Genomic DNA, 21,761 nt, shown 5'->3' with positions numbered 1-21,761 from the left:
TTGTCCGGTTTTAATAAACCGATAAACCCCAGCGAGAATAAAAAACGCCGGCTAAGTTGCCGGCGTTATTTTCAAGGTTGATAGTAGGTAGCCGCCCCTGGGCCTACTGGCATGCCCAATAAGAACACCCAAGTGAAAAACAATATTGTCCAACCAATAATAAATACCATGGAGTACGGTAACATCATCGCAATCAAGGTACCTAACCCCACATCTTTGCGATACCGAGCGGCCATGGCCAGAATAAGACCAAAATAACTCATCATTGGGGAAATCACGTTAGTCACAGAATCTCCAATTCGATACGCCGCTTGAATCACCTCGGGCGCATAACCGAGTAACATCAACATGGGCACGAAAATGGGGGCCGTGACAGCCCATTGGGCCGAGGCACTGCCTAATGACAAATTCACCAGCCCACACATAAGTATAAACAGAATAAACACCGACGGCCCATCAAGCCCTGCGGCCTGTAACAAGGCCGCGCCTTTCACCGCCATGAACGTCCCTAAATTTGTCCATTTAAAAAAGGCCACAAATTGGGCGGCAAAGAAAACCAAGGTAATATAAAGGCCCATTGCCCCCATGCTTTTGGACATGGCGTTAATGACATCCTTGTCGTTTTTCATCGTACCCACCACTTTGCCGTAAACAAAGCCGGGGATGGCGAAGGTAATAAAGATAAAAGCTACAATTCCTTTAAGGAAAGGTGAACCGGTAACGCCCCCGGTTTGTGGATTACGCAACGGTCCGCTTTCCGGCACAATGGTTAACGCTAAGATCCCACACACCACCACAAAAGCTAACCCGGCTAGCATCAATCCTTTGCGTTCTAGGGCTGTGGGCGCCGACATGGATTGCTCTTCTAAGGATACCGACGCATCCTTGTTGTTGTATTCACCTAACCGAGGTTCCACGATTTTATCTGTTACCAAGGTTCCCATAAGGGCTATAACAAAGGTGCTGATGAACATAAAGTACCAGTTTACTTCTGGCCCGACACGGTAAGTCGGGTCAATCATATGCGCCGCCGCTTCAGTGATACCCGATAAAAGAGGGTCCACCGTACCTAATAGTAAATTGGCACTGTAGCCCGCCGATACCCCCGCGAAAGCCGCTGCTAAACCCGCTAACGGGTGCCGCCCTAAGGAATGAAAGATCATGGCGGCTAAAGGGATAAGTACCACATAACCCAGTTCTGATGCGGTATTCGATAAGATACCAGCAAACACAATTGCAAAGGTCACCACCCGCTTAGGCGCGCCCATGACTAAGCCTCGCATCAAGGCCGATAACATGCCGGAATGTTCGGCCACAGACACACCGAGTAGTGCAACAAGTACCGTGCCTAATGGCGCAAACCCGGTGAAATTTGTAACTAACCCCGTGACAATACGTTGTAACCCTTCGGCACTCACCAAAGAGATAACCTCGATCATGCCATCGGCTTCACGGCCTTTAGCACCCTCAGGACGGGGGTCGGCCACAGCCACATCAAAGTAGCCAAGTACACCACTTAAAAGAACAATAAATACGGATAAAAGCGCAAATAAAGTGATGGGGTGCGGCAGCAAATTACCTAACCACTCTACGGTGGCTAAAAATCGCGCAAACCATCCCGATGATGCCTTAGCTTGCGCCGGTGGCACGTTCGATTGATTCGATCCCACTAGAAAACCTCTGTCGTTTTTTTAGTAATAATGACAAATAAAATGTCGTTATCTTATTATGTAATTAGCGGGAGACAGTATAGCGGATAAACCTCATATTGGCAGTAATGTCTACAAAACCAATCACTCCCACTAGCATGGCATGATGATCATTACCGTCATAAAAAAGCCCGCATATTAAGCGGGCTTTTGCAGGTGTTTCGTTTTGTAGGATTATTTTGACTTTGAAGTATTAAGATACTTAAAGAAATCACTATCTGGCTCTAGCACCATAATATCGCTATTGCCGTTAAAGCTTTTACGGTATGCATCCATGCTTCTTAAGAAGCTATAGAATTCAGGGTTTTTCGAGTACGTATTGGCATAAATTTGTGCCGCTAACGCATCGCCTTCACCGCGAACTTGACGAGCATTTCGCTCGGCATCTGCCACCATAACCGTCACTTTGGCATCAATATCAGCGCGAATCACTTCCGCTTGTTCTTGACCTTCAGAACGGTGTTCTCTAGCTACGGCAGCACGTTCAGCTCGCATACGTTGGAAAATCGCATTACTGACTTCGTCCGGCAAATTGATTTGTTTCACCCGTACGTCGACAATTTCAATGCCCAGCTCACTGGAGGACTCACTGGCCTGTTCCATCGCTTGATTCATTAAAGCTGAACGCTCGCCTGACACGATTTGTGAAATGGTACGCGTACCAAACTCAGAACGTAATCCGTTGTTCACTTTTTGCTTAAGTAGGGCTTCAGCCTGTAATTTATTCCCGCCTTGGGTGGCGAGGTAATATTGGGCGAAGTCGTTAATTTTCCACTTAACGTAAGAATCAACAATAAGATCTTTCTTTTCTGACGTAACAAAACGATCTGGCGCATCATCTAACGTTTGAATACGCGCATCTAAACGACGCACTGTATCGATGAAAGGCAGTTTAAAATGTAGCCCAGGTTCAAACACTCGGGTGTCACCGGTGGCTTCATCTCTTTGCACTTTACCAAACTGGATAACAATGGCTTTTTCGCCTTCCGATACCACAAACAATGAACCGGACAACAACATGCCAAAAATCACAACAATAGCAATGATTAGATTTTTCATATGTTATTCTCCCCCATTTTGAAAGCGGCTGTCACGGATACCCGACGTGGTAGATGAATTGCGCGACGTATCATTTGTGGTAGACATTGGCGCACTTTGATAGGTGCTATTGTTTCTACCTTGTGAGGAGGAACTATTCGCTTTTTGCTCCATCAGTTTATCTAGCGGCAGGTACATCATGTTGTTACCACCTTTCGTGTCCACCAAAACCTTACTGGTGCTGCCGAGCACGGCTTCCATGGTTTCTAGGTAGATACGTTCCCGCGTGACTTCCGGTGCAGCTTCATATTGCGGTAGCAGTTCAGAGAAACGAGCGACTTCACCTTGGGCTTCAAGAATAATCTGTTCTTTGTAAGCTTGGGCTTCTTCATTCATTCGATTCACTTGACCACGAGCGCGAGGTTCAATTTCACGGGCGTAGGCTTCAGCTTCACGAATAAAGCGTTGCTCATCTTCCTGTGCAGAAATCGCATCATCAAACGCATCTTTCACTTCTTCAGGGGGTCTTGCATCACGGAAGTTCATATCCGTAATCACCACACCTAAATCATAAGGTTCAATAATCGACTGTAATTCTTCCCAAACCCGTTGACGGGTCACTTCACGACCGTCGGTAAGCACATCATCCATTTGCGAATGACCTACCACATAACGAATTGCGCTATCTAACGCCTGACTAAGGCTCAGCTCTGGGCTTGTCACGGCAAAGGTCCAGCGATACGGATCGATAACCCGAAATTGCATTTCCATTTGCACACGAACTACGTTTTCATCTTCGGTCAGCATGGAACCGCTTGATGCTTGGTCTCGAATTGAAGTGACATCCACCGGGATAACCGAATCGATAAACGTTGGCTTCCAGCGTAAACCGGGTTCAACTTGTTTATAATATTCGCCAAAGCGCAGAACTACCCCCCGCTCCGATTCGCGTATTGTGTAAAACCCGCTTACCACCCACACTACAATCAGTAATGCGATGATTACGCCTGCACCCCACGTACCCAAGCTTTTGCCTGAACCGCCGCTGCCGCCGCCCATCTTTCCAAATTTACCAAACAGGTTTTTGAACATGTCGTCCAAATCCGGGGGACCTTGGTCGCGGCCGCCGCGATTCTTCCAAGGATCATTATTTTTGCCACCCGGCTCATTCCAAGCCATGCTGATACTCCATAAGTGGTTATAAAGCTAATTGAATTTCTCGTATCACCAATAAAATCTAATGGTGCACGACGTAACCGGATATTCCGCTATCCAGGCGCTTCTCTAGACGATTCCAGTCGGCGGCGGGCATTGTAACATCAACCACCCAGTCGCCTTCAGAATCGTACGCTTCACTGGCAATACAGTTCAGATCGTATAACACTCCGCGCAATTTACTTTGCGCAGGTGGGATTCTCAAGGTATAACTTACCATGCTTTTGCCTAAACATTCAGTGAGGGCTTCACTCAGTAAATCAAGCCCCTCTCCTGAATGGGCGGAAAGCCACACTCGCGTTGGTATACCTTCTTCGTTTCTTTCAATACGGGGAGACACTTCATCAAGTTTATCAATCTTGTTACAGATTATTAACTGTTGAATCTCATCCGCTTCAATTTCTTCTAGTACCGCGTTGACTTCGTCCATCGTTTCACGATAGTTCGATTCTGCAATATCTACCACATGAAGTAACAAATCCGCTTCTTGGGTTTCTTGCAGCGTGGCTTTAAATGCGGCCACTAAATCATGGGGAAGATGACGAATAAAGCCAACTGTATCGGCTAATATGGCCGGCCCTACATCCTGCAACTCTACTTTTCTGAGAGTGGGATCCAGTGTAGCAAACAGCTGATCCGCCGCATACACATGGGCGTTAGTAATCGAATTAAATAACGTGGACTTTCCGGCATTGGTATAACCAACCAAAGAAACGGTAGGGATTTCTGCCCGTTTACGAGATCTTCGACCTTGCTCACGCTGTTTCTGCACTTTGGCTAAACGGCGTAAAATAGCCTTAATACGGCCTCTCAATAATCGACGATCCGTTTCCAACTGTGTTTCACCAGGCCCACGCAAACCTATGCCGCCTTTTTGGCGCTCAAGGTGAGTCCAACCGCGAATAAGACGGGTTGAAATATGCCGTAATTGGGCGAGTTCTACCTGAAGTTTACCTTCATGGGTACGGGCACGTTGTGCAAATATATCTAGGATCAAACCTGTACGGTCTAATACCCGACACTTACACACGGCTTCAAGGTTTCGCTCTTGGGAAGGAGACAGCGCATGATTAAAAATCACTACATTGGCATCATGCGCCTTCACAGCGGCAGCAATTTCTTCGGCTTTGCCAGAACCTACAAAATACTTGGCATGAGGTGCGCTGCGCGATGTCGTAAGTACATCTACCGCATCTACACCAGCAGAAGAGACGAGTAATTCTAGCTCGGCTAGATCCTCTTTGCTGCTTTCATCAGCAAAATTTATATGAACAAGAATAGCCTGTTCACCGGCTTCATAACGGTCAAACAAGCAGTATACCTTTTAAATTATTCACTTTTAGTATTTTCAGATTCCCCTTGGGTTGTACTGGGCATAGTAATCGCACGTGAAGGTACGACGGTCGAAATCGCGTGTTTATACACCATTTGACTAACTGTATTTTTAAGCAGAATCACGAACTGATCGAACGATTCAACTTGTCCCTGAAGTTTTATTCCATTTACCAAGTAAATGGACACTGGAATACGTTCTTTACGTAACGCATTCAAAAATGGGTCTTGTAGTGACTGCCCTTTAGCCATTTGAAATCCTTAGTTTTTATTATCTCCATGGCAAACCTATTGGATTACCACCGCACTTACTTAATGTATACCACACTCCAACACTTAAAGCGTGATTTTTGACAAAATTTTCATCAAATTATCGTCTGCAAAGGTATCGAGCCACTGTACCGAGGGCCACCCTCTTAACCACGTCAATTGACGTTTTGCCAACTGACGTGTGGCAATGATACCTTTCTCTTGCATCTGTGCATAGCTGATTTGTCCCTTAAGATACTGCCAAACCTGACGATATCCTACAGAACGAATAGCCGGAAGATCTTCATGTAGATCACTCCGTGCATACAATTTTTCCACTTCCTCGACAAAACCGCTTTGCAACATGATTTCAAAGCGAGTGGCAATGCGTTCATGCAAAACCGCGCGGTCCTCAGGTGCTATGGCAAATTGGGCAATAGCAAAAGGACACGGTTCGCCTTTCTCTGACTGCCACGCCGTAAGGTTTCGCCCTGTAGAGCGATACACTTCTAACGCTCGCGTAATACGCTGTGGATCATTCGGATGAATTCGCGCTGCGCTATCAGGATCGATGGCCTGAAGTTGCCCGTGCATTTCATTCCAACCTAGGCGCGCTGCGTCAGCATTAATTGCCGAACGAATCGATTCATCCGACTTAGGTAAGGGCGAAATTCCATTAATCAAGGCATTAAAGTACATCATCGTACCACCTACCAGAATAGGTAATTTGTTTCGCCCTTGAATTTCTGCCACTAACCTCACTACGTCTTGACGAAATTCAGCCACTGAATAACTGTCAGCGGGATCCCGAATATCAATGAGCCAATGGGGCACGGCCCGCATTTCTTCGGCGGTAGGCTTGGCCGTGCCAATGTCCATGCCCCGGTAAATCAAGGCAGAGTCCACGCTAATAATTTCGCAGGGAACTTTGCTCGCTAGCGCCAACGCCAGCCCGGTTTTACCGGAAGCAGTAGGCCCCATGATACTGATCACAGGCGCATGTTGTCTGCTCATGATACTGCCCAACCACTTATCAATTTGTCCACACTTTGTCTTATCCCAAGACCTTCTAATACCCCTACCTGTTCAGACAAGGGTTTATTATCTAAATCGTGCCAAACCCCAGTGATAATATCAGCCGGTAAGCTATCAGCAGATTCCATTTGCACGGACTCTAACATACCGCAAAGGCTTGGCTGGCCTGATGAGAGCATGTCTGGAAACCATTTCACCCAAGGGAAATGTCGACACCCTGCCGGGACTTGTCGCAGTAGATACTTTCCCGCCACTTTATCCACACTAAACTGGTTGTCGTTAAGGGCGCGACCTACCTTCTCATCCACGCCTTGCGCTGCAGTGGACACCGGCATTAACAGCGGTTGAGAGGTATTCGCTTTTTCTACTGTCTTTACTACCCAAGGTATAAGTATAGACGCCACATTTAAAAGCCAACAATCATTTTTATGTACATAAATTCGCGAATAAGGTGCGATCTGCAAATACGGTAATGCCGGTAAAGGCGAAATGTCATCGCTATGATGAGGTGTCATTAGTTGACTATACTGTTCGCTAACGGATCGTGACGGCCCAGTAGATGAATAAGATCGTCCCTGCAATGGCTGCCCGCCCAAAGGTCTGCGCGGGCTAGTATCGGCTTGTTCCGCTGGCTCACTATGGGTAAGCGGGCGTATATAATCGTGACTCGGTGCTGGCTCGTGTGCAGGCGATACCTCAGCGCCATCAGACAAAGCATCACAAACCGTTTTACAAATAAAATCGTGAACAAGGCGGCTTTGTTGAAATCGCACTTCGTGTTTAGCTGGGTGCACATTCACATCGACTTCTTTAGGATCAACCTCTACATACATCACAAAAGAAGGCTGTTCCACAACCCCCCATACGCTTTCGTATGCTTGGCGAATAGCATGCAATATCAGCTTATCGCGCATGGCACGACCATTGACAAAACTAAATTGGCAATCGGTGCTGCTTCGTAACACACGTTCATTTCCTAACCATGCTTTAATACGCATACCAAGGTGAGCGGTATCGATAAAGGTGGCATTGGCAATGAATTTTTGCCCCATGACAGCACTAATTCGCTGGGTCAACGCATCGCTAGAAGACACCGTATATCGTTTGGTTATCTTACCATTATGCTTTAACTGAAAAGCTACCTGAGGATGGCTCAGTGCGATTCGCCTAACTACATCCTCAATGTGTTGATACTCGGTTTTTTCGGTACGTAAAAACTTTCTTCGTGCCGGTGTATTGTAAAAGAGATCGGCTACATCAATCGTGGTACCGGAGGGATGGGCAGCAGGATTAATCTGTACATCCATGCTTCGCCCTTCACAGTGGGCTTGCCAGGCCTGCGCCTGTTGGGCCGGTTTCGAGGTTAATTTAAGGCGACTGACAGAACTGATACTGGCCAACGCTTCGCCTCGAAATCCCAGAGACATAATATGTTCTAAATCATCAAGGCTGGCGATTTTACTGGTGGCATGACGACTCAACGCGAGTGTTAGTTCTTCTTTGCTAATCCCGCAGCCGTTGTCTCGTATTTTCAGCCGTTTATGGCCGCCTTTCTCTATTTCCAGTTCAATTTTTGTTGCCCCAGCATCCAAACTGTTTTCCATCAGTTCTTTGACAACAGAAGCGGGGCGTTCCACCACTTCGCCGGCGGCAATTTGGTTCGCCAATTGTGGAGGGAGTAGCTGAATTGGCAATGGAAATCCTGCTCTAATGTTTACAGATTAGGTTCTTGGAATGGTCAGCACCTGACCAATGCGTACGGTATCGCTGCGTAAATTATTAACCGCTTTTAAGCTGCTGATTTTGACATTGTAACGTTGCGCCAGCAAGGATAAAGACTCTCCACTACGGACTTTATGGGTGCGATTGTTCATTTTCTGACTGGCCCACAATGTGCCATCTGGAGGCACTTGTCGAAAATAGGATTTAACCGCGGTAAAAATAGAATTGGCGAGCTTTTGCCGATACGTACTCCAATTCAAATTCTTTTCTTCTTGGGGATTACTGATAAACCCCGTTTCCACCAGAATTGAAGGAATATCCGGGGCGGTAAGTACCGCCAGACTGGCCGCTTGTGGCGTCCCTTTGTGCATTTTCGTTACCGACTTCATTTCGCTGATCACTTTACGGCTCAAGTCGTAACTGGTTGACATGGAATGATCCATAGACAGCCCCAATATGGTTTCTGCTAAATAGCGCTCACTGACATTATCAGAAATCACTTCCGCCGCACCGCCTAGCAATTCAGAGTGCCGCTCTGACCGTTCTAACCATCGCCCCAGTTCAGTGTCGGCTCGACGCATAGACAGCACCCACACTGACCCGCCCCGAGGGCCAGGCGCGGTAAAGGCATCGGCATGAATAGAAATCAGTAAGTCAGCTTTACTTTTACGGGCAATTTCCGGTCTTTTATTCAACCCCACGTAGTAATCACCACTGCGGGTCATAACCGCTCGCATGCCAGGTTCATTGTTGACCAGTTTCTCGAGATATTTAGCGATACTTAACGTAATGTGCTTTTCGTAGGTGCCAGCCCGGCCAATGGAACCTGGATCATTCCCACCGTGCCCAGCGTCAATGGCTACAATAATATCCCGATCCCGAGAATTGTTTCCGGCATCAAGCACCACCGACGCTTGCCTAGAGGTAGACGGCGGGTTTGAATCTAACAGATCAACCACCAGACGATGGCCGTAAGCGCCATCGGGTTCCACCGGAAACAAAGTAGGAGTCGCTTTACGGGCGAGTTCCACGACAATACGTGCAGATTGGGGGTTTTTCGGTGTGGAATAACGAACTTTCTTTACTAGACTGCCGCTAATATCGGCTTGAGACAGATCACTTTTGGTACTGGTATTGGCTAAATCAATGACTAAGCGGTTAGGGTTATCTAACGTAAAATAAGTATATTCAGGGGCCGCTTGCACATCTAGCACCACCCGCGTTTTATCCCCTGACGGCGCAGCTCTCACTCCGCTAATCTGGTTTTGCGACCAGACAGGCAAAGCCAAACACCAAACACATATTGTAAGGACGAAAATGCGCACCATTATAAACCCTGAAACCCGCTTTTAATCACTGTTATTTTATGCATCCCGCTAGTTACTTAATTCCCTTGGACAGATAAGCCATTCACTATATCCGTTCCCCTTGGAGATTTCGCGGTGATGGTCATTTTTCTACTATTATCGTGACTCTTCATACTAATCACTAAATCTGCGGCTGCCAAGCAATCCGCCCCTTTTTGCGGCCATTCCACCAAACAAAGGGTATTTTCGGCGAAGTAATCCCGTATTCCCATAAATTCTAGCTCTTCAGGATCCGCTAATCGATACAAATCGAAATGATAAACGGTGACGCCGTCAAGCTCATAGGGTTCCACCAAGGTATAAGTCGGGCTTTTTACCTTACCTTGATGCCCTAAGTGCTGGATAAAAAACCGACTAAACGTGGTTTTACCCGCACCTAAATCCCCTTCTAAATAAATCACAATGCCTGCTGGCAGTGCACCTTTACACACATGAGCTAGGTTAACCGCAATGTTCTGGGTATCGGCCAATTCGGGTGTATCAAAGAGTAAGCTTTGCTCTAACATTTACTTTCTATTTCACAAAATTCGTTATTATTGGTTGATCAACGCCCGTACGGCGTCATACAAATCGCTGGCAATCATACCACGTTGACCGTACAACTCAGCGATTTGATCCCCGGCTTTAGCATGTAAGATAACCCCGTATTTTGCGGCAATATCACGAGATAACCCTTGCGCCAACAATGCCCCTAAGATACCACTTAGTACATCCCCACTGCCGGCGGTGGCCATACCTGGGTTACCGTGTTTACATACCCAAGTAGACCGTTCATTATCAATAATGGTTCCGGCCCCTTTTAATACACATGTGGCATGATACCGCTGGGCACATTGACGCGCATAATTAAATCGCTCGGTTTCAACATCATCGATAGAGACCCCGAGTAACCTAGCGGCCTCTCCTGCATGGGGCGTTAAAATACAATCGGTGATGGTGTATGCCGTTGCCTGACGGCTAAGAATATTTAACGCATCAGCATCAATAACTAAGGGTTTACTGTGTGCTTGGCAGTGCTTCATCACTGTCATAAATGCGGACTCAGCCCATTCATCCTGTCCTAACCCCGGACCAATAACCACACACGTTGCCCATTCAAGGGACGCTTCTATATCCTCAGCGCTCACCATCAGTTCCGGTCGGCCAGCGCTGACCTGCACAATAGAAGCTTCATGGGTAAACACCCGCACCATTCCAGCACCACTGCGTAATGCCGCTTCACTGCTTAAGCGAATAGCCCCTGCCGTTCCTTTGTTGCCGCCAACACACAATAACCGGCCGTAAGTGCCTTTATGGCTGTGCACGTCTCTTGGGCCTAGCCCACCGAATTGTTCGATATCAAGTAGCGTAGCCGATGAACGGGCCAGGCTAGCGAAAGCTTTTCCTATACCTAGATCATCAAACACCAATTTTCCGCACGACTGTTTTCCTGCGCCGGTGGTTAAGCCCGGTTTGATACCTACAAATGTCACTGTTACATCCGCCTGGACACAACGGCCTAAAGACTGGCCGGTATTTGCATCTAGCCCGGAGGGCACATCAATACTGACTACCGGTACACTGTGAGCATTTAATGCGTCAATAATATCTGCAAATTCGTTACGTATATAGCTGGTGATCCCTGTACCAAGCATGGCATCCACCACCAACCCCGCTTTATCTAACAACTCGGGTTCAAACTGGCTGATGCTGCCACCTGACGCTAACCATTGTGCTTGTGCTTTTCCTGCATCACCGCTTAGCACCCGATCTGGCTCTACGGCGCACACCAACACATGCTTACCTGCTTGTTTCGCTTTAAGTGCCGCAATATAACCGTCACCGGCATTGTTTCCCTGCCCTACGATGACCAGATAGATATCCGTATTAGGCAGTAGATTTTGGCATTGTCGAAACACAGCATTACCGGCGCGCTGCATTAACGTGTACATGTCGCATCCAGTCTGTTCGGCGGCTGCGCCTTCATTTTCTCTAACCTGGTCGGCGCGAAAGAGTTTGTGTGCTAAGCTTGTGGCGAGTTTAGTATCTAGCATGGTTTCATGTCCGCGTTGCAATCAATTGATCTTATAAAGTTAACAGACGATATCAAGGCTTGGGGCCGCGCGCTAGGGTTTCAACAAGTCGGCATCAGTGATATTGATCTGGCTCACCATGAACAGCACCTTAGTGAATGGCTGGGCAAGGGCTATCATGGAAGCATGTCTTACATGGAAAACCATGGAATGAAACGGGCTCGTCCCGCCGAGTTAGTGCCGGGGACCGTACGGGTGATCACCGTACGTATGGACTATTTACCTCCTGACGCGTCGTTTGCCAAGCATCTCAAAGATGATCATATTGCTTATATAAGCCGCTACGCACTTGGCCGTGATTATCACAAGGTACTGCGCAACCGGTTAAAACAACTGGGAGAAAAAATAAAAAGCGCCTTGGCTGATACTGCGTACCGTCCTTTCGTCGACTCCGCCCCAGTACTTGAACACGCCTTAGCAGAAAAAGCAGGACTTGGCTGGACCGGTAAACATACCCTAACCCTTAGCAAAGAAGCCGGTTCGTGGTTTTTTCTTGGTGAGCTATTTATTAATTTACCGCTACCTGTAGACGCTCCCATAGAAGACGGTTGTGGCAGTTGCACCGCCTGCCTCACTATTTGTCCTACACAAGCAATTGTGGCGCCATATACCGTAGATGCCCGTCGTTGTATTTCTTATCTTACCATTGAAAACGACGGCCCCATCCCCGAACCCTTACGTCCACTGATGGGAAATCGCATTTATGGTTGTGACGACTGCCAATTAGTCTGCCCATGGAATCGTTTTGCCAGTATTAGTGAAGAAACCGACTTTCATCCTCGACAACAGTTACATGGGCAAACCTTAGAAGTGTTATTTGCTTGGGATGAGCCCACATTTCTGAAACAAACAGAAGGCTCTCCAATTCGTCGCATAGGCTATGAAAGATGGTTAAGAAATATCGCAGTGGCCATGGGAAACGCCACCCCAAGTGAGCAGTTATTTCACGCCCTTGAAGCCAGAAATGGGAAGGTATCAGCCCTCGTCCAAGAGCATATCGACTGGGCACTGGATGAACTGAAAACAAAGCAAGCGCAGACCAACTCCGCCAATCGACAGAAAAATAGACTTACCCGAGTTATTGAGAAAGGGTTGCCAAGAGACGCCTAACTCCCTTCTCTTGGCAGTGATAATGATTATTTGTGGTAAGGCTGACTCAGTTTGTGCACCGCATCCACAAATACCCCGGCATTTTCCGGTGGCACATCAAGATGGATCCCGTGGCCTAAGTTAAATACATGACCCGAGCCATTGCCAAATCCTGACAGGATATGAGCCACTTCTTCCTCAATTCTTGCCGCCGGTGCATACAGCATAGACGGGTCCATATTACCCTGTAACGCTACTTTATCGCCAACCCGGGCTTTGGCTTCTGCAATATCAATGGTCCAATCTAAACCCACTGCATCACATCCTGTGTCAGCGATGGCTTCCAACCACATCCCACCATTTTTGGTAAATAAGGTGACAGGAACACGACAGCCTTCATTTTCCCGTTTAAGGCCATCAACAATACGGGCCATATACTGCAAAGAGAAAAGCTTGTAATCCCGGGGCGATAATACGCCGCCCCAGGTATCGAAAATCATCACCGATTGCGCGCCAGCGGCAATTTGTGCGTTAAGGTAAAGCGTGACAGCGTCGGCCAGCTTTTCTAACAGCTTATGTAGCAACGCCGGTTCAGCAAATGCCATTTTCTTAATTTTCGTAAACGCCTTACTTCCGCCACCTTCCACCATATAAGTGGCTAGTGTCCAAGGACTGCCAGAAAATCCGATAAGAGGTACTTCGCCTTTTAACTCTCGACGAATTGTACGAACCGCATTCATCACGTATTGCAGTTCGCCTTCAGGATCAGGAATACCAATTTTATTCACATCGGCCTGACAGGTAATAGGATGAGCAAATCTCGGACCTTCCCCCGCTTCAAAATATAAACCTAAGCCCATGGCGTCGGGAATAGTAAGAATATCAGAAAACAAAATTGCTGCGTCTAAGGGAAAACGGCGCAATGGTTGTAATGTTACTTCGCAGGCTAGTTCGGCATTTTTGCACAACGACATAAAATCGCCAGCTTCAGCTCGGGTTGCTTTGTATTCAGGCAGGTAACGCCCTGCTTGTCGCATCATCCATACCGGAGTCATATCGACGGGCTGTTTTTGTAGAGCACGCAAATAGCGATCATTCTTTAACGCTGGGCGCGCTTCTGATGGACGGTGTGCCGACATGCAAATCCTCATATTCGGATGATTAAAATTCGTCGGCAGTATAACAAACTTTACAAGCTTGGGTGAATATCACCAACCCGATGGCCGTGATTAAGAAAAACAATGAAAACTTCGATAAAAGTAAGACTTTAGTCTTGTATCTTTATTAATTGCTTGCTAATAATAGATTCAGCAATAAGAAGCTCGTTAACGAGACCGCGATATAACTTCTTACTAACCCCGCTTGCGGGGTTTTTTATTGCCTGAAGATCAGAGACCGCTTATTTTAACTCAAGGCCCTACGTACCACAGCATCGATAAGACGCCCGGCAATGGACATTTTAGGCGGGATAGTGGGCAGCTTGTCCACATCAAACCACTGTGCATCAACGATCTCGCCTTCTTGAGGAATAATATCGCCACTTTCATACTCTGCCAGATACCCCATCATCAATGAATGAGGAAATGGCCATGGCTGACTACCAAAATAAGTAAGGTTTTTTATTTTAACGTTCACTTCTTCTGCTACTTCACGATGCACCGCATGTTCTAAACTTTCACCGCTTTCGACAAAACCAGCTAACGTTGAATACATGTTGCTGTCTTTGTGACGCACTCCTTTGGCCAGTAGTATTTGGTTGTCACGATATATCGCCACAATGATGCAAGGTGAAATCCGTGGATACGTGCGATGCTTACACTGATGGCATTGCATGGCCATTTCCCAGTCTACCTGTTCAGTCCGTGCACCACATTGCCCACAATAACGATGGGTTCGCAAAAAGTGCACATACTGCCAAGCGCGGGCAAGTACGTAGAACTGGGTATCGGTTCCCACCCCAAGCACGCTGCGCATTGAGCACACCTCCCAATCCGGGTGTTGCGGAAACTCGGCCCCTAAGTCAATAACAAAGACAGGTTTTTCCAACGTATGGGAGTCAGCAAGGGGTAAAAGCTCCACAACACTACTTTTATGATGATGTAAAAACGACAACTCTTGCCAACGGCCAATATGTAAAACTGGCGTACCCTTTTTTACCAAAAGTTGGTCACGACTGAATATAACCCAAATTCCTTCGCTAACCCTGAGTTGTGTCTCGGTGACTGCACGTATCATCGCATGTTCTCTTATGCTTATTTCTTATCGTATTTTAAGGCCTCGCGGCAAAAGTTACAGTAAATTTCTGTTTACGCCTTCGACTATCATTGTGAAGGCCTGTGCCAGTGTTATACTTGCCCTATACGCAGTAAGCTGCCTGTGGAGAATAGAATGCTGAATAAATTGGAACAAGCCAAGGAAAAGTGGGGCGGCGCGTCGGGTATTATCGATAACTGGCTGAAAGCTCGCCAACAATTGTTAGTAAGATACTGCGAATTGGCTGGGCTGTCAGATAAAAACAGTGCTTTACCTGATGCCCAAGAAATCAGTGAATTCTGTACGCTAATGATGGATTATTGTTCGGCAGGACACTTCGGTATTTACGATCAACTTACAAATACGGATGATCAGGCACAAAGCCTTAAAGAGCGGTATTACCCCCAAATAGCCCGTACTACCGATAAAATTTTAGCTTTCTCCGATCATTACAGTGATTCTTTTTCGACTCAGCAAGCCTCGTCATTTGATAACGAGTTGGCTTCACTAGGCGAAGTTATTGAAGAACGCTTAGCGTTGGAAGATGAGTTAATTACACATATGTATCAGCGCCTTGACAAATTGTCAGATGGGCCTAGAGATTAGCGAAATCGCCCTGATATGATTACAATGATTACTTAAACGTTTGCCGGTTTCAAATAATGAATAATACAACTTTAATTAATAAAGCCAGAGCTTATTGCGAGCAACGTGGCGCCAGATTTACGCCATTACGAGAAAAAGTTTATCAAATCTTGCTTGGAAAGCATGGCCCCATGGGCGCATATGAACTACTCGATTCATTAAAAGAGACAGAATCGAGTGCTAAACCTGCCACGGTTTATCGCGCTTTAGATTTTTTACTAGAGTTTAGTTTTATCCATCGCCTTGAATCAACAAACGCGTTTGTGGCGTGTCACCATTTTGGTTGTCAGCACCCCGTACAGTTCCTAATTTGCGACAGTTGTGGTGACGTAGCCGAGATACAGTCCGAAGGTTTACAGGAAACATTAGACACCCAAGCAAAAAAATTCGGCTTTAAAGTGTCAAAACAAACCGTAGAGGCCCACGGACTGTGTGCCGACTGCCAAGAAGCAGAAACGTCGCCGATCGAGGATGCAAAGCATGAATGTTGAGTTTGTAAATCCCTTTATCAGTGGCTTACTGAACGTAATGGAAACCATGGCGCAAACGACCCTCAAGCCCGGAAAACCCAAAAGAAAACAAAGTGATATTGCTAAGGGTGACGTATCTGGTCTTATCGGCATGGTCGGCCCACAAATAAAAGGCTCCATGTCTATTACCTTCGACGAAGGACTGGCGTTGACCATAATGGAGCGCATGGTAGGTGAACGCCCAGAAAAGCTCGATGCTGAAGTAGGCGATATGGTGGGTGAAGTGACCAACATGATTTGCGGTAATGCCAAGCGAGAACTGGCTGAGAAGGGGTTTGAGTTTGGTATGGCCACCCCTATTGTTGTATCAGGCAAGCAACATACCATTAGCCATCAGGTGGATGGCTCTAAGCTTATTATGCCCTTTATGTGCGATGAGGGCTTGGCCCATATGGAAATCTGTTTTGACAAATAATTGGGTGCAGAAAATCATTACTCTCCCCGCTTTTCAGCGGGGTTTTCATTTGGTTACCGAGCACGTAACGAACCAGCTTCCCGCGTTGAAAAATGTCGAGATTGGGCAGGTTCACCTGTGGCTCCAGCACACCAGTGCCAGCTTAACCATCAACGAAAACGCCGATCCTACGGTGAGAAGTGATCTTGAAACATGGTTTACCCATACTGTACTCGAAGACGATACACATTACACCCATACTTATGAGGGGAGTGACGATATGCCTGCTCACATAAAATCCAGTTTACTAGGATGCGAATTGACGATCCCGATCAAAGACGGCCGGTTACAATTAGGAACTTGGCAAGGTATAATTTTGGGAGAGCATCGCAATTCTGGGGGGAACCGGCGCATCGTAGCTACTGTTCAAGGTATGTGGCGGTAAAATAAACCCCATCAACATTACACCTTTTTGATAATTGGCACACAGTGTGCTTATTGTTACCATAGTTTATGATTAATCAATCACTCAACGTTATACAGGATGTGAAAATGAAAAAAACATTTAGGTTTACCGCATTAGCCCTCGCTGTGATGACTTCATCACACGTTGTTGCTCAGGAAGATTCCACTGCACCGTACGAAAGCTGGTTAGGCTTCCACGGCATGTATTACAATGCCGACGAAGCTGACAAGCCAGCACCAGACTTCTTAGAAGATGGCGCGGGTTTTGGTTTCGAATACGGATGGCGTTTTGATCAAAGCTGGGCCGTTCGTGGTGAATACACAGCCCTCGATCTTGACTACGCACAAGTCAATGGTTCTCAAGATAGCGTTTCCGGGCACATGTTCGGTGTAGACGCAATGTATTTCATGCCTGACGACCTGTGGTATTTGTTTGGTGGTGTTAAACGCCAAATCCTAGATGAAAACTACAACTTGGCTAACGTAGGTGTTGGTAAGCACTGGGAATTGAACGATGATGTTCAGTTAACCACTGAAATTGCTGCGTACCGTGATTTCGACGATTCTTACTACGACTACAGTGTAAAAATCGGTGTTGCTTTCCCATTCGGTAAAGCCACAGAAACTAGCTATACTCAACCTGCTCCAGTGGTTGATGGCGACACTGACAACGATGGCGTGTTGAATAGCCAAGACATGTGTCCAAATACGCCTGCTGGCACAGAAGTTGACAGCAAAGGTTGTGCTGTTGTTGCTGATAGCGACAACGATGGTGTAGCTGATAACAAAGATATGTGTCCTGACACACCTATGTACGACAAAGTTGATGCAGATGGTTGTACTGTCTTCGATCAAGAAGAAGTGACGCATACTCTGCGCGTTCTGTTTGCAAATAACAGCGCCGAAGTTAGCGACCCACATTCACCTGAAATTGAAGAGTTTGTTGAATTCTTCAAACGCTATGGCAAAACAGAAGCTGTGATCGAAGGTCACGCATCTGCTCCGGGTGAAGCGGCGTATAACTTAGACTTATCTGAGCGTCGTGCAGCTGCATTCAAAGAAGTTTTAGTTAACGAATACGGTATCGATGCCTCTCGCCTAACCACTGAAGGTTTTGGTGAGTCTCAATTACTGATGGAAGGTAGCTCACTTGAAGCGAACCGCGTTAACCGTCGTATCGCGATCCGTGTTACTGCTATCATAGAAGTACCAGAAAAGCGTTAATTCGGTATTTTGAATAATAAAAAGGCGCCAATTGGCGCCTTTTTTTATGCGTAATTGTTAGCAATTAATAATCGTCGTCAAAATCTGGACCGGCATAATTATCAAAACGAGAAAAGTGTCCTTGGAACGTTAAGCGGCTGGTACCGATGGGCCCGTTCCGCTGCTTACCAATAATAATTTCCGCAATGCCCTTGTACTCGCTGTTCTCGTGATAAACCTCATCACGGTAAATGAACATGATTAAATCGGCATCCTGCTCTATAGAGCCTGATTCACGTAAGTCAGAGTTAACAGGCCGCTTGTCTGCTCGTTGTTCTAGACTCCGGTTTAACTGGGATAGTGCCACTACCGGCACTTCTAATTCTTTGGCTAACGCTTTCAGTGAGCGAGAGATTTCAGCAATCTCTAACGTCCGGTTTTCACTTAGTGAAGGAACACGCATCAATTGCAGGTAATCCACCATTATAAGACTAATCCCCCCCTTTTCCCGCGCTAGCTTACGCGCCCTAGAACGGACGTCCATGGGAGTCAAACCCGATGAGTCATCTATAAACAGGCTGTCCTTTTCTTTCAACATGGCCATGGTATTTGAGACTCTAGCCCATTCCTGATCATCGAGCTGGGCGGTTCTGATACGAGTTTGGTCAACCCGGCTTAAGGAGGCGAGCATACGCATCATGATTTGTTCTGATGGCATCTCTAGACTGAAGACTAAAACCGGTTTTTCCTCTGACATCATGGCGTTTTCGCACAAGTTCATAGCAAACGTGGTTTTACCCATAGAGGGACGTGCCGCCACGATGATAAGATCAGAAGGTTGCAAGCCGCTGGTTTTTTTATCCAAATCTGTAAAGCCGGTGGTGACACCGGTGACTTCTTTACTGGTTTGAATAAGCGCTTCAAGACGTTTAATGGTTTTATCCAGCACCGAATCTACGTCTCTTGGCCCTTCGTTTTCTCCTGTGCGCTTTTCAGCTATCTCGAACACCTTGCTTTCGGCCATGTCGAGAATATCCGCACTATCGCGCCCTTCAGGGTTGTAACCCACCTCAGCGATTTCATGGGCAACACCAATCAGTTCACGGGTAATTGCCCGCTCACTGACAATTTTCGCATAGGTGGTCACATTGGCCGAACTAGGGGTGTTTTTTGCCAATTCCGCCAAATAGGCAAAGCCGCCCGCATCTTCCAACTGATTTTGGTGTTCAAGGGCTTCGGAAACGGTGATCAAATCAATAGGCTGACTTTTGCCGAGAAGAGCCAGTACTACCTTAAAGATAACTTGGTGAGAATGATTGTAAAAATCGTTTTCGGTTACGACTTCCGCGACCTTGTCCCAACTTTCAGGATCAATAAGCATACTTCCCAGTATCGCTTGCTCAGCTTCAATACTATGTGGGGGAACTTTGAGCTTCTCGACATTTTTATCTTTGGGGGCAGAAACAGCTTTCACAATAAACGTCCGGTATTCATGGATCTGGTATTTTCCGTGAATTTATCTGAATTGCAATGACAAAATAGAAAGCCGAAATTAGCTTCCTTGTAAAAGCCACACCATGTCTTTGATCAACCTAACGATTAAGGTATAGGTGCAGCAAAAAATCAGTACTATGGTAACCGCTTGGACGTGACATATCACTGACTTAAGCTTGACTGAATTGACTAACCTATTAATGACCAAATCGCCTTGGGTAAAAAGTTAGTCGAGTAAAAACCCCGAAGGGTTTACACTTCCTTTTACTATGATTTAAAAAACGTTATTGGTGTCAAACCGCACCAATACCTAGTTTGGAGATAGGCATGTTTGTAGAAGCATTGTTCGCAGGAAAGCCCGTTGCCTTCGGACCAAGAGGTGCACCTAGTGCCATTCAAAAAGCGTCGGTAGCATTGCTCACTGTGGGCTTCGATGGCACAAAGGAAGACGAGCAAGGAAATAAAAAGCTCCACGGCGGGGCGGAAAAAGTGCTACATCAATTCAGCCACCAAGGATATACCCGTTTACGCGAGGGCTTCGACGAGCATGACTTCCCTTTAGGGAGTATAGGCGAGAATATGCTGGTGCCTGGCATGAACGACGAAAACGTGTTCATCGGTGATGTCTATCGCGTCGGAGAAGTTACCTTACAGGTAAGTGCACCACGGGCACCGTGCAATAAGATCTCCCACCGCTATGGAATAAAGAATCTTGATCGCTTCGTAGGGGCTAATGGCATAACAGGTTGGTATTATCGGGTTATCGAGACCGGTGTTATTCATGGCAATGATCCTGTTACATTGCTCAGTCGCCACGATAAAACGGTATCCGTTGCTGCGCTGATGCGTGCAGTGCATGATCTTGGTGATATTGATGGGGCAAAACAATTTGAAGGGTTAGAAACACTCGATGACGAATGGCGGGAGAAGTGCACCCGGGTAATTAAACGCGCTGCCAGTAAAACTTCGTCCTAAAGCCGTAACGTGAACCAATAAGTCGGCGTTTGGAATAAAGCTGTTGATATGGCTAAAATTCAGACACAAAAAAGCCCGGTTAAACCGGGCTTTTTTTAAGAAAAAACCACCATTACATGCTGGCTTTTTCGATAACGTCAACTAGTGTCCAAGTTTTATTCTTGGAAAGAGGACGACATTCACGCAAGGTGACTGTATCGCCTTCTTTGCACACATTGTTTTCGTCGTGGGCGTGAAGCTTAGTAGAGCGCTTGATGAACTTCCCATAGATAGGGTGCTTAACGAAACGTTCAACTACAACAGTGATAGACTTATCCATCTTGTTGCTAACCACACGACCTTGCACTGTACGAATTTTTTGTTCAGTCATTACGCATCAGCCTTTTCAGTCAGAATGGTTTTAACACGCGCGATGTTGCGACGCACTTTCTTCAGCTGGTCAGTTTTTTCAAGCTGGCCAGTTGAGTGCTGCATGCGCAAGTTGAACTGTTCGCGTAGCAGGTTTAATAACTCTGCGTTCAGCTCTTCTACGCTTTTTTCTTTCAGTTCAGTCGCTTTCATTACATCACCGTCCGAGTTACAAAGGTTGTCTTAAATGGCAGTTTTGCCGCTGCCAATTCGAACGCTTCGCGTGCAAGCTCTTCAGGAACACCTTCCATCTCGTACAATACACGACCAGGTTGAATTTGGCATACCCAGTACTCAACGTTACCTTTACCTTTACCTTGACGAACCTCAAGAGGCTTCTCAGTAATTGGCTTGTCAGGGAAAACCCGAATCCAGATTTTACCTTGACGCTTAACGTGACGAGTCATAGCACGACGCGCTGCTTCGATTTGACGCGCTGTCATACGACCGCGGCCAACTGCTTTCAGGCCATAAGTGCCGAAGCTTACTTTGCTGCCAGCAATAGCAAGACCACGGTTACGACCTTTATGCATTTTACGAAATTTCATGCGTTTTGGTTGTAACAT

23 protein-coding genes are annotated in these 21,761 nt (G+C 46.6%); 7 read left to right on the top strand and 16 right to left on the bottom strand.

The window, feature by feature from the left end:
* Positions 1-71 precede the first annotated feature (71 nt).
* The 10 genes from KO501_RS18040 to KO501_RS17995 all read right to left on the bottom strand — a co-directional run bounded on the left by KO501_RS18040 (position 72) and on the right by KO501_RS17995 (position 11,700).
* Positions 72-1,670, bottom strand: a complete 1,599-nt coding sequence (locus tag KO501_RS18040) for an AbgT family transporter (protein ID WP_216031080.1) — start codon at positions 1,668-1,670, stop codon at positions 72-74.
* Positions 1,671-1,883: 213 nt separating this feature from the next.
* Positions 1,884-2,768, bottom strand: a complete 885-nt coding sequence (gene hflC, locus KO501_RS18035) for a protease modulator HflC (RefSeq protein ID WP_216031079.1) — start codon at positions 2,766-2,768, stop codon at positions 1,884-1,886.
* Positions 2,769-2,771: 3 nt separating this feature from the next.
* Positions 2,772-3,926 (bottom strand): FtsH protease activity modulator HflK, encoded by a 1,155-nt coding sequence (gene hflK / locus KO501_RS18030; RefSeq protein WP_216031078.1) that lies wholly within the window; start codon positions 3,924-3,926, stop codon positions 2,772-2,774.
* 58 nt (positions 3,927-3,984) lie between these two features.
* The gene (gene hflX, locus KO501_RS18025) at positions 3,985-5,274 is read right to left on the bottom strand and encodes a ribosome rescue GTPase HflX (RefSeq protein ID WP_216031077.1); all 1,290 of its coding nucleotides are present in this window, start codon (positions 5,272-5,274) and stop codon (positions 3,985-3,987) included.
* Positions 5,275-5,291: 17 nt separating this feature from the next.
* The gene (gene hfq / locus KO501_RS18020; RefSeq protein ID WP_216031076.1) at positions 5,292-5,546 is read right to left on the bottom strand and encodes an RNA chaperone Hfq; all 255 of its coding nucleotides are present in this window, start codon (positions 5,544-5,546) and stop codon (positions 5,292-5,294) included.
* 84 nt (positions 5,547-5,630) lie between these two features.
* Positions 5,631-6,557: a tRNA (adenosine(37)-N6)-dimethylallyltransferase MiaA gene (miaA, locus tag KO501_RS18015; protein WP_216031075.1), complete on the bottom strand. Its 927-nt coding sequence runs from the start codon at positions 6,555-6,557 to the stop codon at positions 5,631-5,633.
* On the bottom strand, positions 6,554-8,272 hold the full coding sequence (gene mutL / locus KO501_RS18010) for a DNA mismatch repair endonuclease MutL (protein ID WP_216031074.1): 1,719 nt from the start codon (positions 8,270-8,272) through the stop codon (positions 6,554-6,556). The genes miaA and mutL overlap by 4 nt, the downstream gene beginning before the upstream one ends.
* Positions 8,273-8,299: 27 nt before the next feature.
* Positions 8,300-9,628 (bottom strand): N-acetylmuramoyl-L-alanine amidase, encoded by a 1,329-nt coding sequence (locus KO501_RS18005; protein WP_216031073.1) that lies wholly within the window; start codon positions 9,626-9,628, stop codon positions 8,300-8,302.
* Positions 9,629-9,684: 56 nt separating this feature from the next.
* Positions 9,685-10,173, bottom strand: coding sequence for a tRNA (adenosine(37)-N6)-threonylcarbamoyltransferase complex ATPase subunit type 1 TsaE (gene tsaE, locus KO501_RS18000; RefSeq protein WP_216031072.1), 489 nt, complete (start codon positions 10,171-10,173; stop codon positions 9,685-9,687).
* A gap of 27 nt (positions 10,174-10,200) precedes the next feature.
* Entirely contained in the window at positions 10,201-11,700 is a 1,500-nt protein-coding gene (locus tag KO501_RS17995; RefSeq protein WP_216031071.1) for an NAD(P)H-hydrate dehydratase, read from the bottom strand.
* A gap of 6 nt (positions 11,701-11,706) precedes the next feature.
* Here KO501_RS17995 and queG point away from each other — a divergent pair, with 6 nt between their 5' ends.
* On the top strand, positions 11,707-12,849 hold the full coding sequence (gene queG, locus KO501_RS17990; protein ID WP_216031070.1) for a tRNA epoxyqueuosine(34) reductase QueG: 1,143 nt from the start codon (positions 11,707-11,709) through the stop codon (positions 12,847-12,849).
* 26 nt (positions 12,850-12,875) lie between these two features.
* On the opposite strand, the gene hemE is transcribed toward queG, so the two are convergent.
* Complete coding sequence (hemE, locus tag KO501_RS17985; RefSeq protein WP_216031069.1) at positions 12,876-13,967, bottom strand: uroporphyrinogen decarboxylase; 1,092 nt, start codon at positions 13,965-13,967, stop codon at positions 12,876-12,878.
* Positions 13,968-14,232: 265 nt separating this feature from the next.
* Positions 14,233-15,063 carry an NAD(+) diphosphatase gene (gene nudC, locus KO501_RS17980; protein WP_216031068.1) on the bottom strand — a complete coding sequence of 277 codons (831 nt, stop codon included), beginning with the start codon at positions 15,061-15,063 and terminating at the stop codon, positions 14,233-14,235.
* A 153-nt stretch (positions 15,064-15,216) separates the two neighbouring features.
* On the opposite strand from nudC, the gene rsd reads away from it, so the two are divergent.
* From rsd to KO501_RS17955, 5 genes are all read left to right on the top strand, one after another.
* The gene (gene rsd / locus KO501_RS17975; RefSeq protein ID WP_216031067.1) at positions 15,217-15,687 is read left to right on the top strand and encodes a sigma D regulator; all 471 of its coding nucleotides are present in this window, start codon (positions 15,217-15,219) and stop codon (positions 15,685-15,687) included.
* A 56-nt stretch (positions 15,688-15,743) separates the two neighbouring features.
* Entirely contained in the window at positions 15,744-16,217 is a 474-nt protein-coding gene (locus KO501_RS17970; RefSeq protein ID WP_216031066.1) for a transcriptional repressor, read from the top strand.
* Positions 16,207-16,671, top strand: a complete 465-nt coding sequence (locus tag KO501_RS17965) for a chemotaxis protein CheX (RefSeq protein WP_216031065.1) — start codon at positions 16,207-16,209, stop codon at positions 16,669-16,671. Before KO501_RS17970 ends, KO501_RS17965 begins: the two co-directional genes overlap by 11 nt.
* Positions 16,661-17,095 carry a secondary thiamine-phosphate synthase enzyme YjbQ gene (locus KO501_RS17960; protein WP_252728546.1) on the top strand — a complete coding sequence of 145 codons (435 nt, stop codon included), beginning with the start codon at positions 16,661-16,663 and terminating at the stop codon, positions 17,093-17,095. The genes KO501_RS17965 and KO501_RS17960 overlap by 11 nt, the downstream gene beginning before the upstream one ends.
* A 107-nt stretch (positions 17,096-17,202) precedes the next feature.
* Positions 17,203-18,339 (top strand): OmpA family protein, encoded by a 1,137-nt coding sequence (locus KO501_RS17955; RefSeq protein ID WP_216031063.1) that lies wholly within the window; start codon positions 17,203-17,205, stop codon positions 18,337-18,339.
* Between the two features lie 64 nt (positions 18,340-18,403).
* Here the strand turns inward: KO501_RS17955 and dnaB are convergent, their stop codons facing one another.
* A complete protein-coding gene (gene dnaB, locus KO501_RS17950) occupies positions 18,404-19,792 on the bottom strand; it encodes a replicative DNA helicase (RefSeq protein ID WP_216031062.1) in 1,389 nt (462 codons plus the stop codon).
* Between the two features lie 347 nt (positions 19,793-20,139).
* On the opposite strand from dnaB, the gene KO501_RS17945 reads away from it, so the two are divergent.
* On the top strand, positions 20,140-20,787 hold the full coding sequence (locus tag KO501_RS17945; protein WP_216031061.1) for an MOSC domain-containing protein: 648 nt from the start codon (positions 20,140-20,142) through the stop codon (positions 20,785-20,787).
* A gap of 112 nt (positions 20,788-20,899) precedes the next feature.
* Here KO501_RS17945 and rpsQ read toward each other — a convergent pair whose 3' ends face one another.
* The 3 genes from rpsQ to rplP are packed head-to-tail and all read right to left on the bottom strand — an operon-like array spanning position 20,900 to position 21,761.
* Entirely contained in the window at positions 20,900-21,157 is a 258-nt protein-coding gene (gene rpsQ / locus KO501_RS17940) for a 30S ribosomal protein S17 (RefSeq protein WP_216031060.1), read from the bottom strand.
* The gene (rpmC, locus tag KO501_RS17935; protein WP_216031059.1) at positions 21,157-21,348 is read right to left on the bottom strand and encodes a 50S ribosomal protein L29; all 192 of its coding nucleotides are present in this window, start codon (positions 21,346-21,348) and stop codon (positions 21,157-21,159) included. Before rpmC ends, rpsQ begins: the two co-directional genes overlap by 1 nt.
* Positions 21,348-21,761 (bottom strand): 50S ribosomal protein L16, encoded by a 414-nt coding sequence (rplP, locus tag KO501_RS17930; RefSeq protein ID WP_216031058.1) that lies wholly within the window; start codon positions 21,759-21,761, stop codon positions 21,348-21,350. Before rplP ends, rpmC begins: the two co-directional genes overlap by 1 nt.

The organism is Alteromonas sp. C1M14, assembly GCF_018860965.1.
Classification (GTDB): domain Bacteria; phylum Pseudomonadota; class Gammaproteobacteria; order Enterobacterales; family Alteromonadaceae; genus Alteromonas.
This window is presented reverse-complemented; position numbering and strand designations above follow the sequence as displayed.

Excerpts from the sequence above, each read along its gene's own strand:
- hflC (WP_216031079.1), bottom strand. The coding sequence starts at position 2,768 with ATGAAAAATCTAATCATTGCTATTGTTGTGATTTTTGGCATGTTGTTG.
- hflK (WP_216031078.1), bottom strand. The coding sequence starts at position 3,926 with ATGGCTTGGAATGAGCCGGGTGGCAAAAATAATGATCCTTGGAAGAAT.
- hfq (WP_216031076.1), bottom strand. The coding sequence starts at position 5,546 with ATGGCTAAAGGGCAGTCACTACAAGACCCATTTTTGAATGCGTTACGT.
- miaA (WP_216031075.1), bottom strand. The coding sequence starts at position 6,557 with ATGAGCAGACAACATGCGCCTGTGATCAGTATCATGGGGCCTACTGCT.
- KO501_RS18005 (WP_216031073.1), bottom strand. The coding sequence starts at position 9,628 with ATGGTGCGCATTTTCGTCCTTACAATATGTGTTTGGTGTTTGGCTTTG.
- tsaE (WP_216031072.1), bottom strand. The coding sequence starts at position 10,173 with ATGTTAGAGCAAAGCTTACTCTTTGATACACCCGAATTGGCCGATACC.
- KO501_RS17995 (WP_216031071.1), bottom strand. The coding sequence starts at position 11,700 with ATGCTAGATACTAAACTCGCCACAAGCTTAGCACACAAACTCTTTCGC.
- queG (WP_216031070.1), top strand. The coding sequence starts at position 11,707 with ATGTCCGCGTTGCAATCAATTGATCTTATAAAGTTAACAGACGATATC.
- hemE (WP_216031069.1), bottom strand. The coding sequence starts at position 13,967 with ATGTCGGCACACCGTCCATCAGAAGCGCGCCCAGCGTTAAAGAATGAT.
- nudC (WP_216031068.1), bottom strand. The coding sequence starts at position 15,063 with ATGATACGTGCAGTCACCGAGACACAACTCAGGGTTAGCGAAGGAATT.
- rsd (WP_216031067.1), top strand. The coding sequence starts at position 15,217 with ATGCTGAATAAATTGGAACAAGCCAAGGAAAAGTGGGGCGGCGCGTCG.
- KO501_RS17970 (WP_216031066.1), top strand. The coding sequence starts at position 15,744 with ATGAATAATACAACTTTAATTAATAAAGCCAGAGCTTATTGCGAGCAA.
- KO501_RS17965 (WP_216031065.1), top strand. The coding sequence starts at position 16,207 with ATGAATGTTGAGTTTGTAAATCCCTTTATCAGTGGCTTACTGAACGTA.
- KO501_RS17955 (WP_216031063.1), top strand. The coding sequence starts at position 17,203 with ATGAAAAAAACATTTAGGTTTACCGCATTAGCCCTCGCTGTGATGACT.
- KO501_RS17945 (WP_216031061.1), top strand. The coding sequence starts at position 20,140 with ATGTTTGTAGAAGCATTGTTCGCAGGAAAGCCCGTTGCCTTCGGACCA.
- rpsQ (WP_216031060.1), bottom strand. The coding sequence starts at position 21,157 with ATGACTGAACAAAAAATTCGTACAGTGCAAGGTCGTGTGGTTAGCAAC.
- rpmC (WP_216031059.1), bottom strand. The coding sequence starts at position 21,348 with ATGAAAGCGACTGAACTGAAAGAAAAAAGCGTAGAAGAGCTGAACGCA.
- rplP (WP_216031058.1), bottom strand. The coding sequence starts at position 21,761 with ATGTTACAACCAAAACGCATGAAATTTCGTAAAATGCATAAAGGTCGT.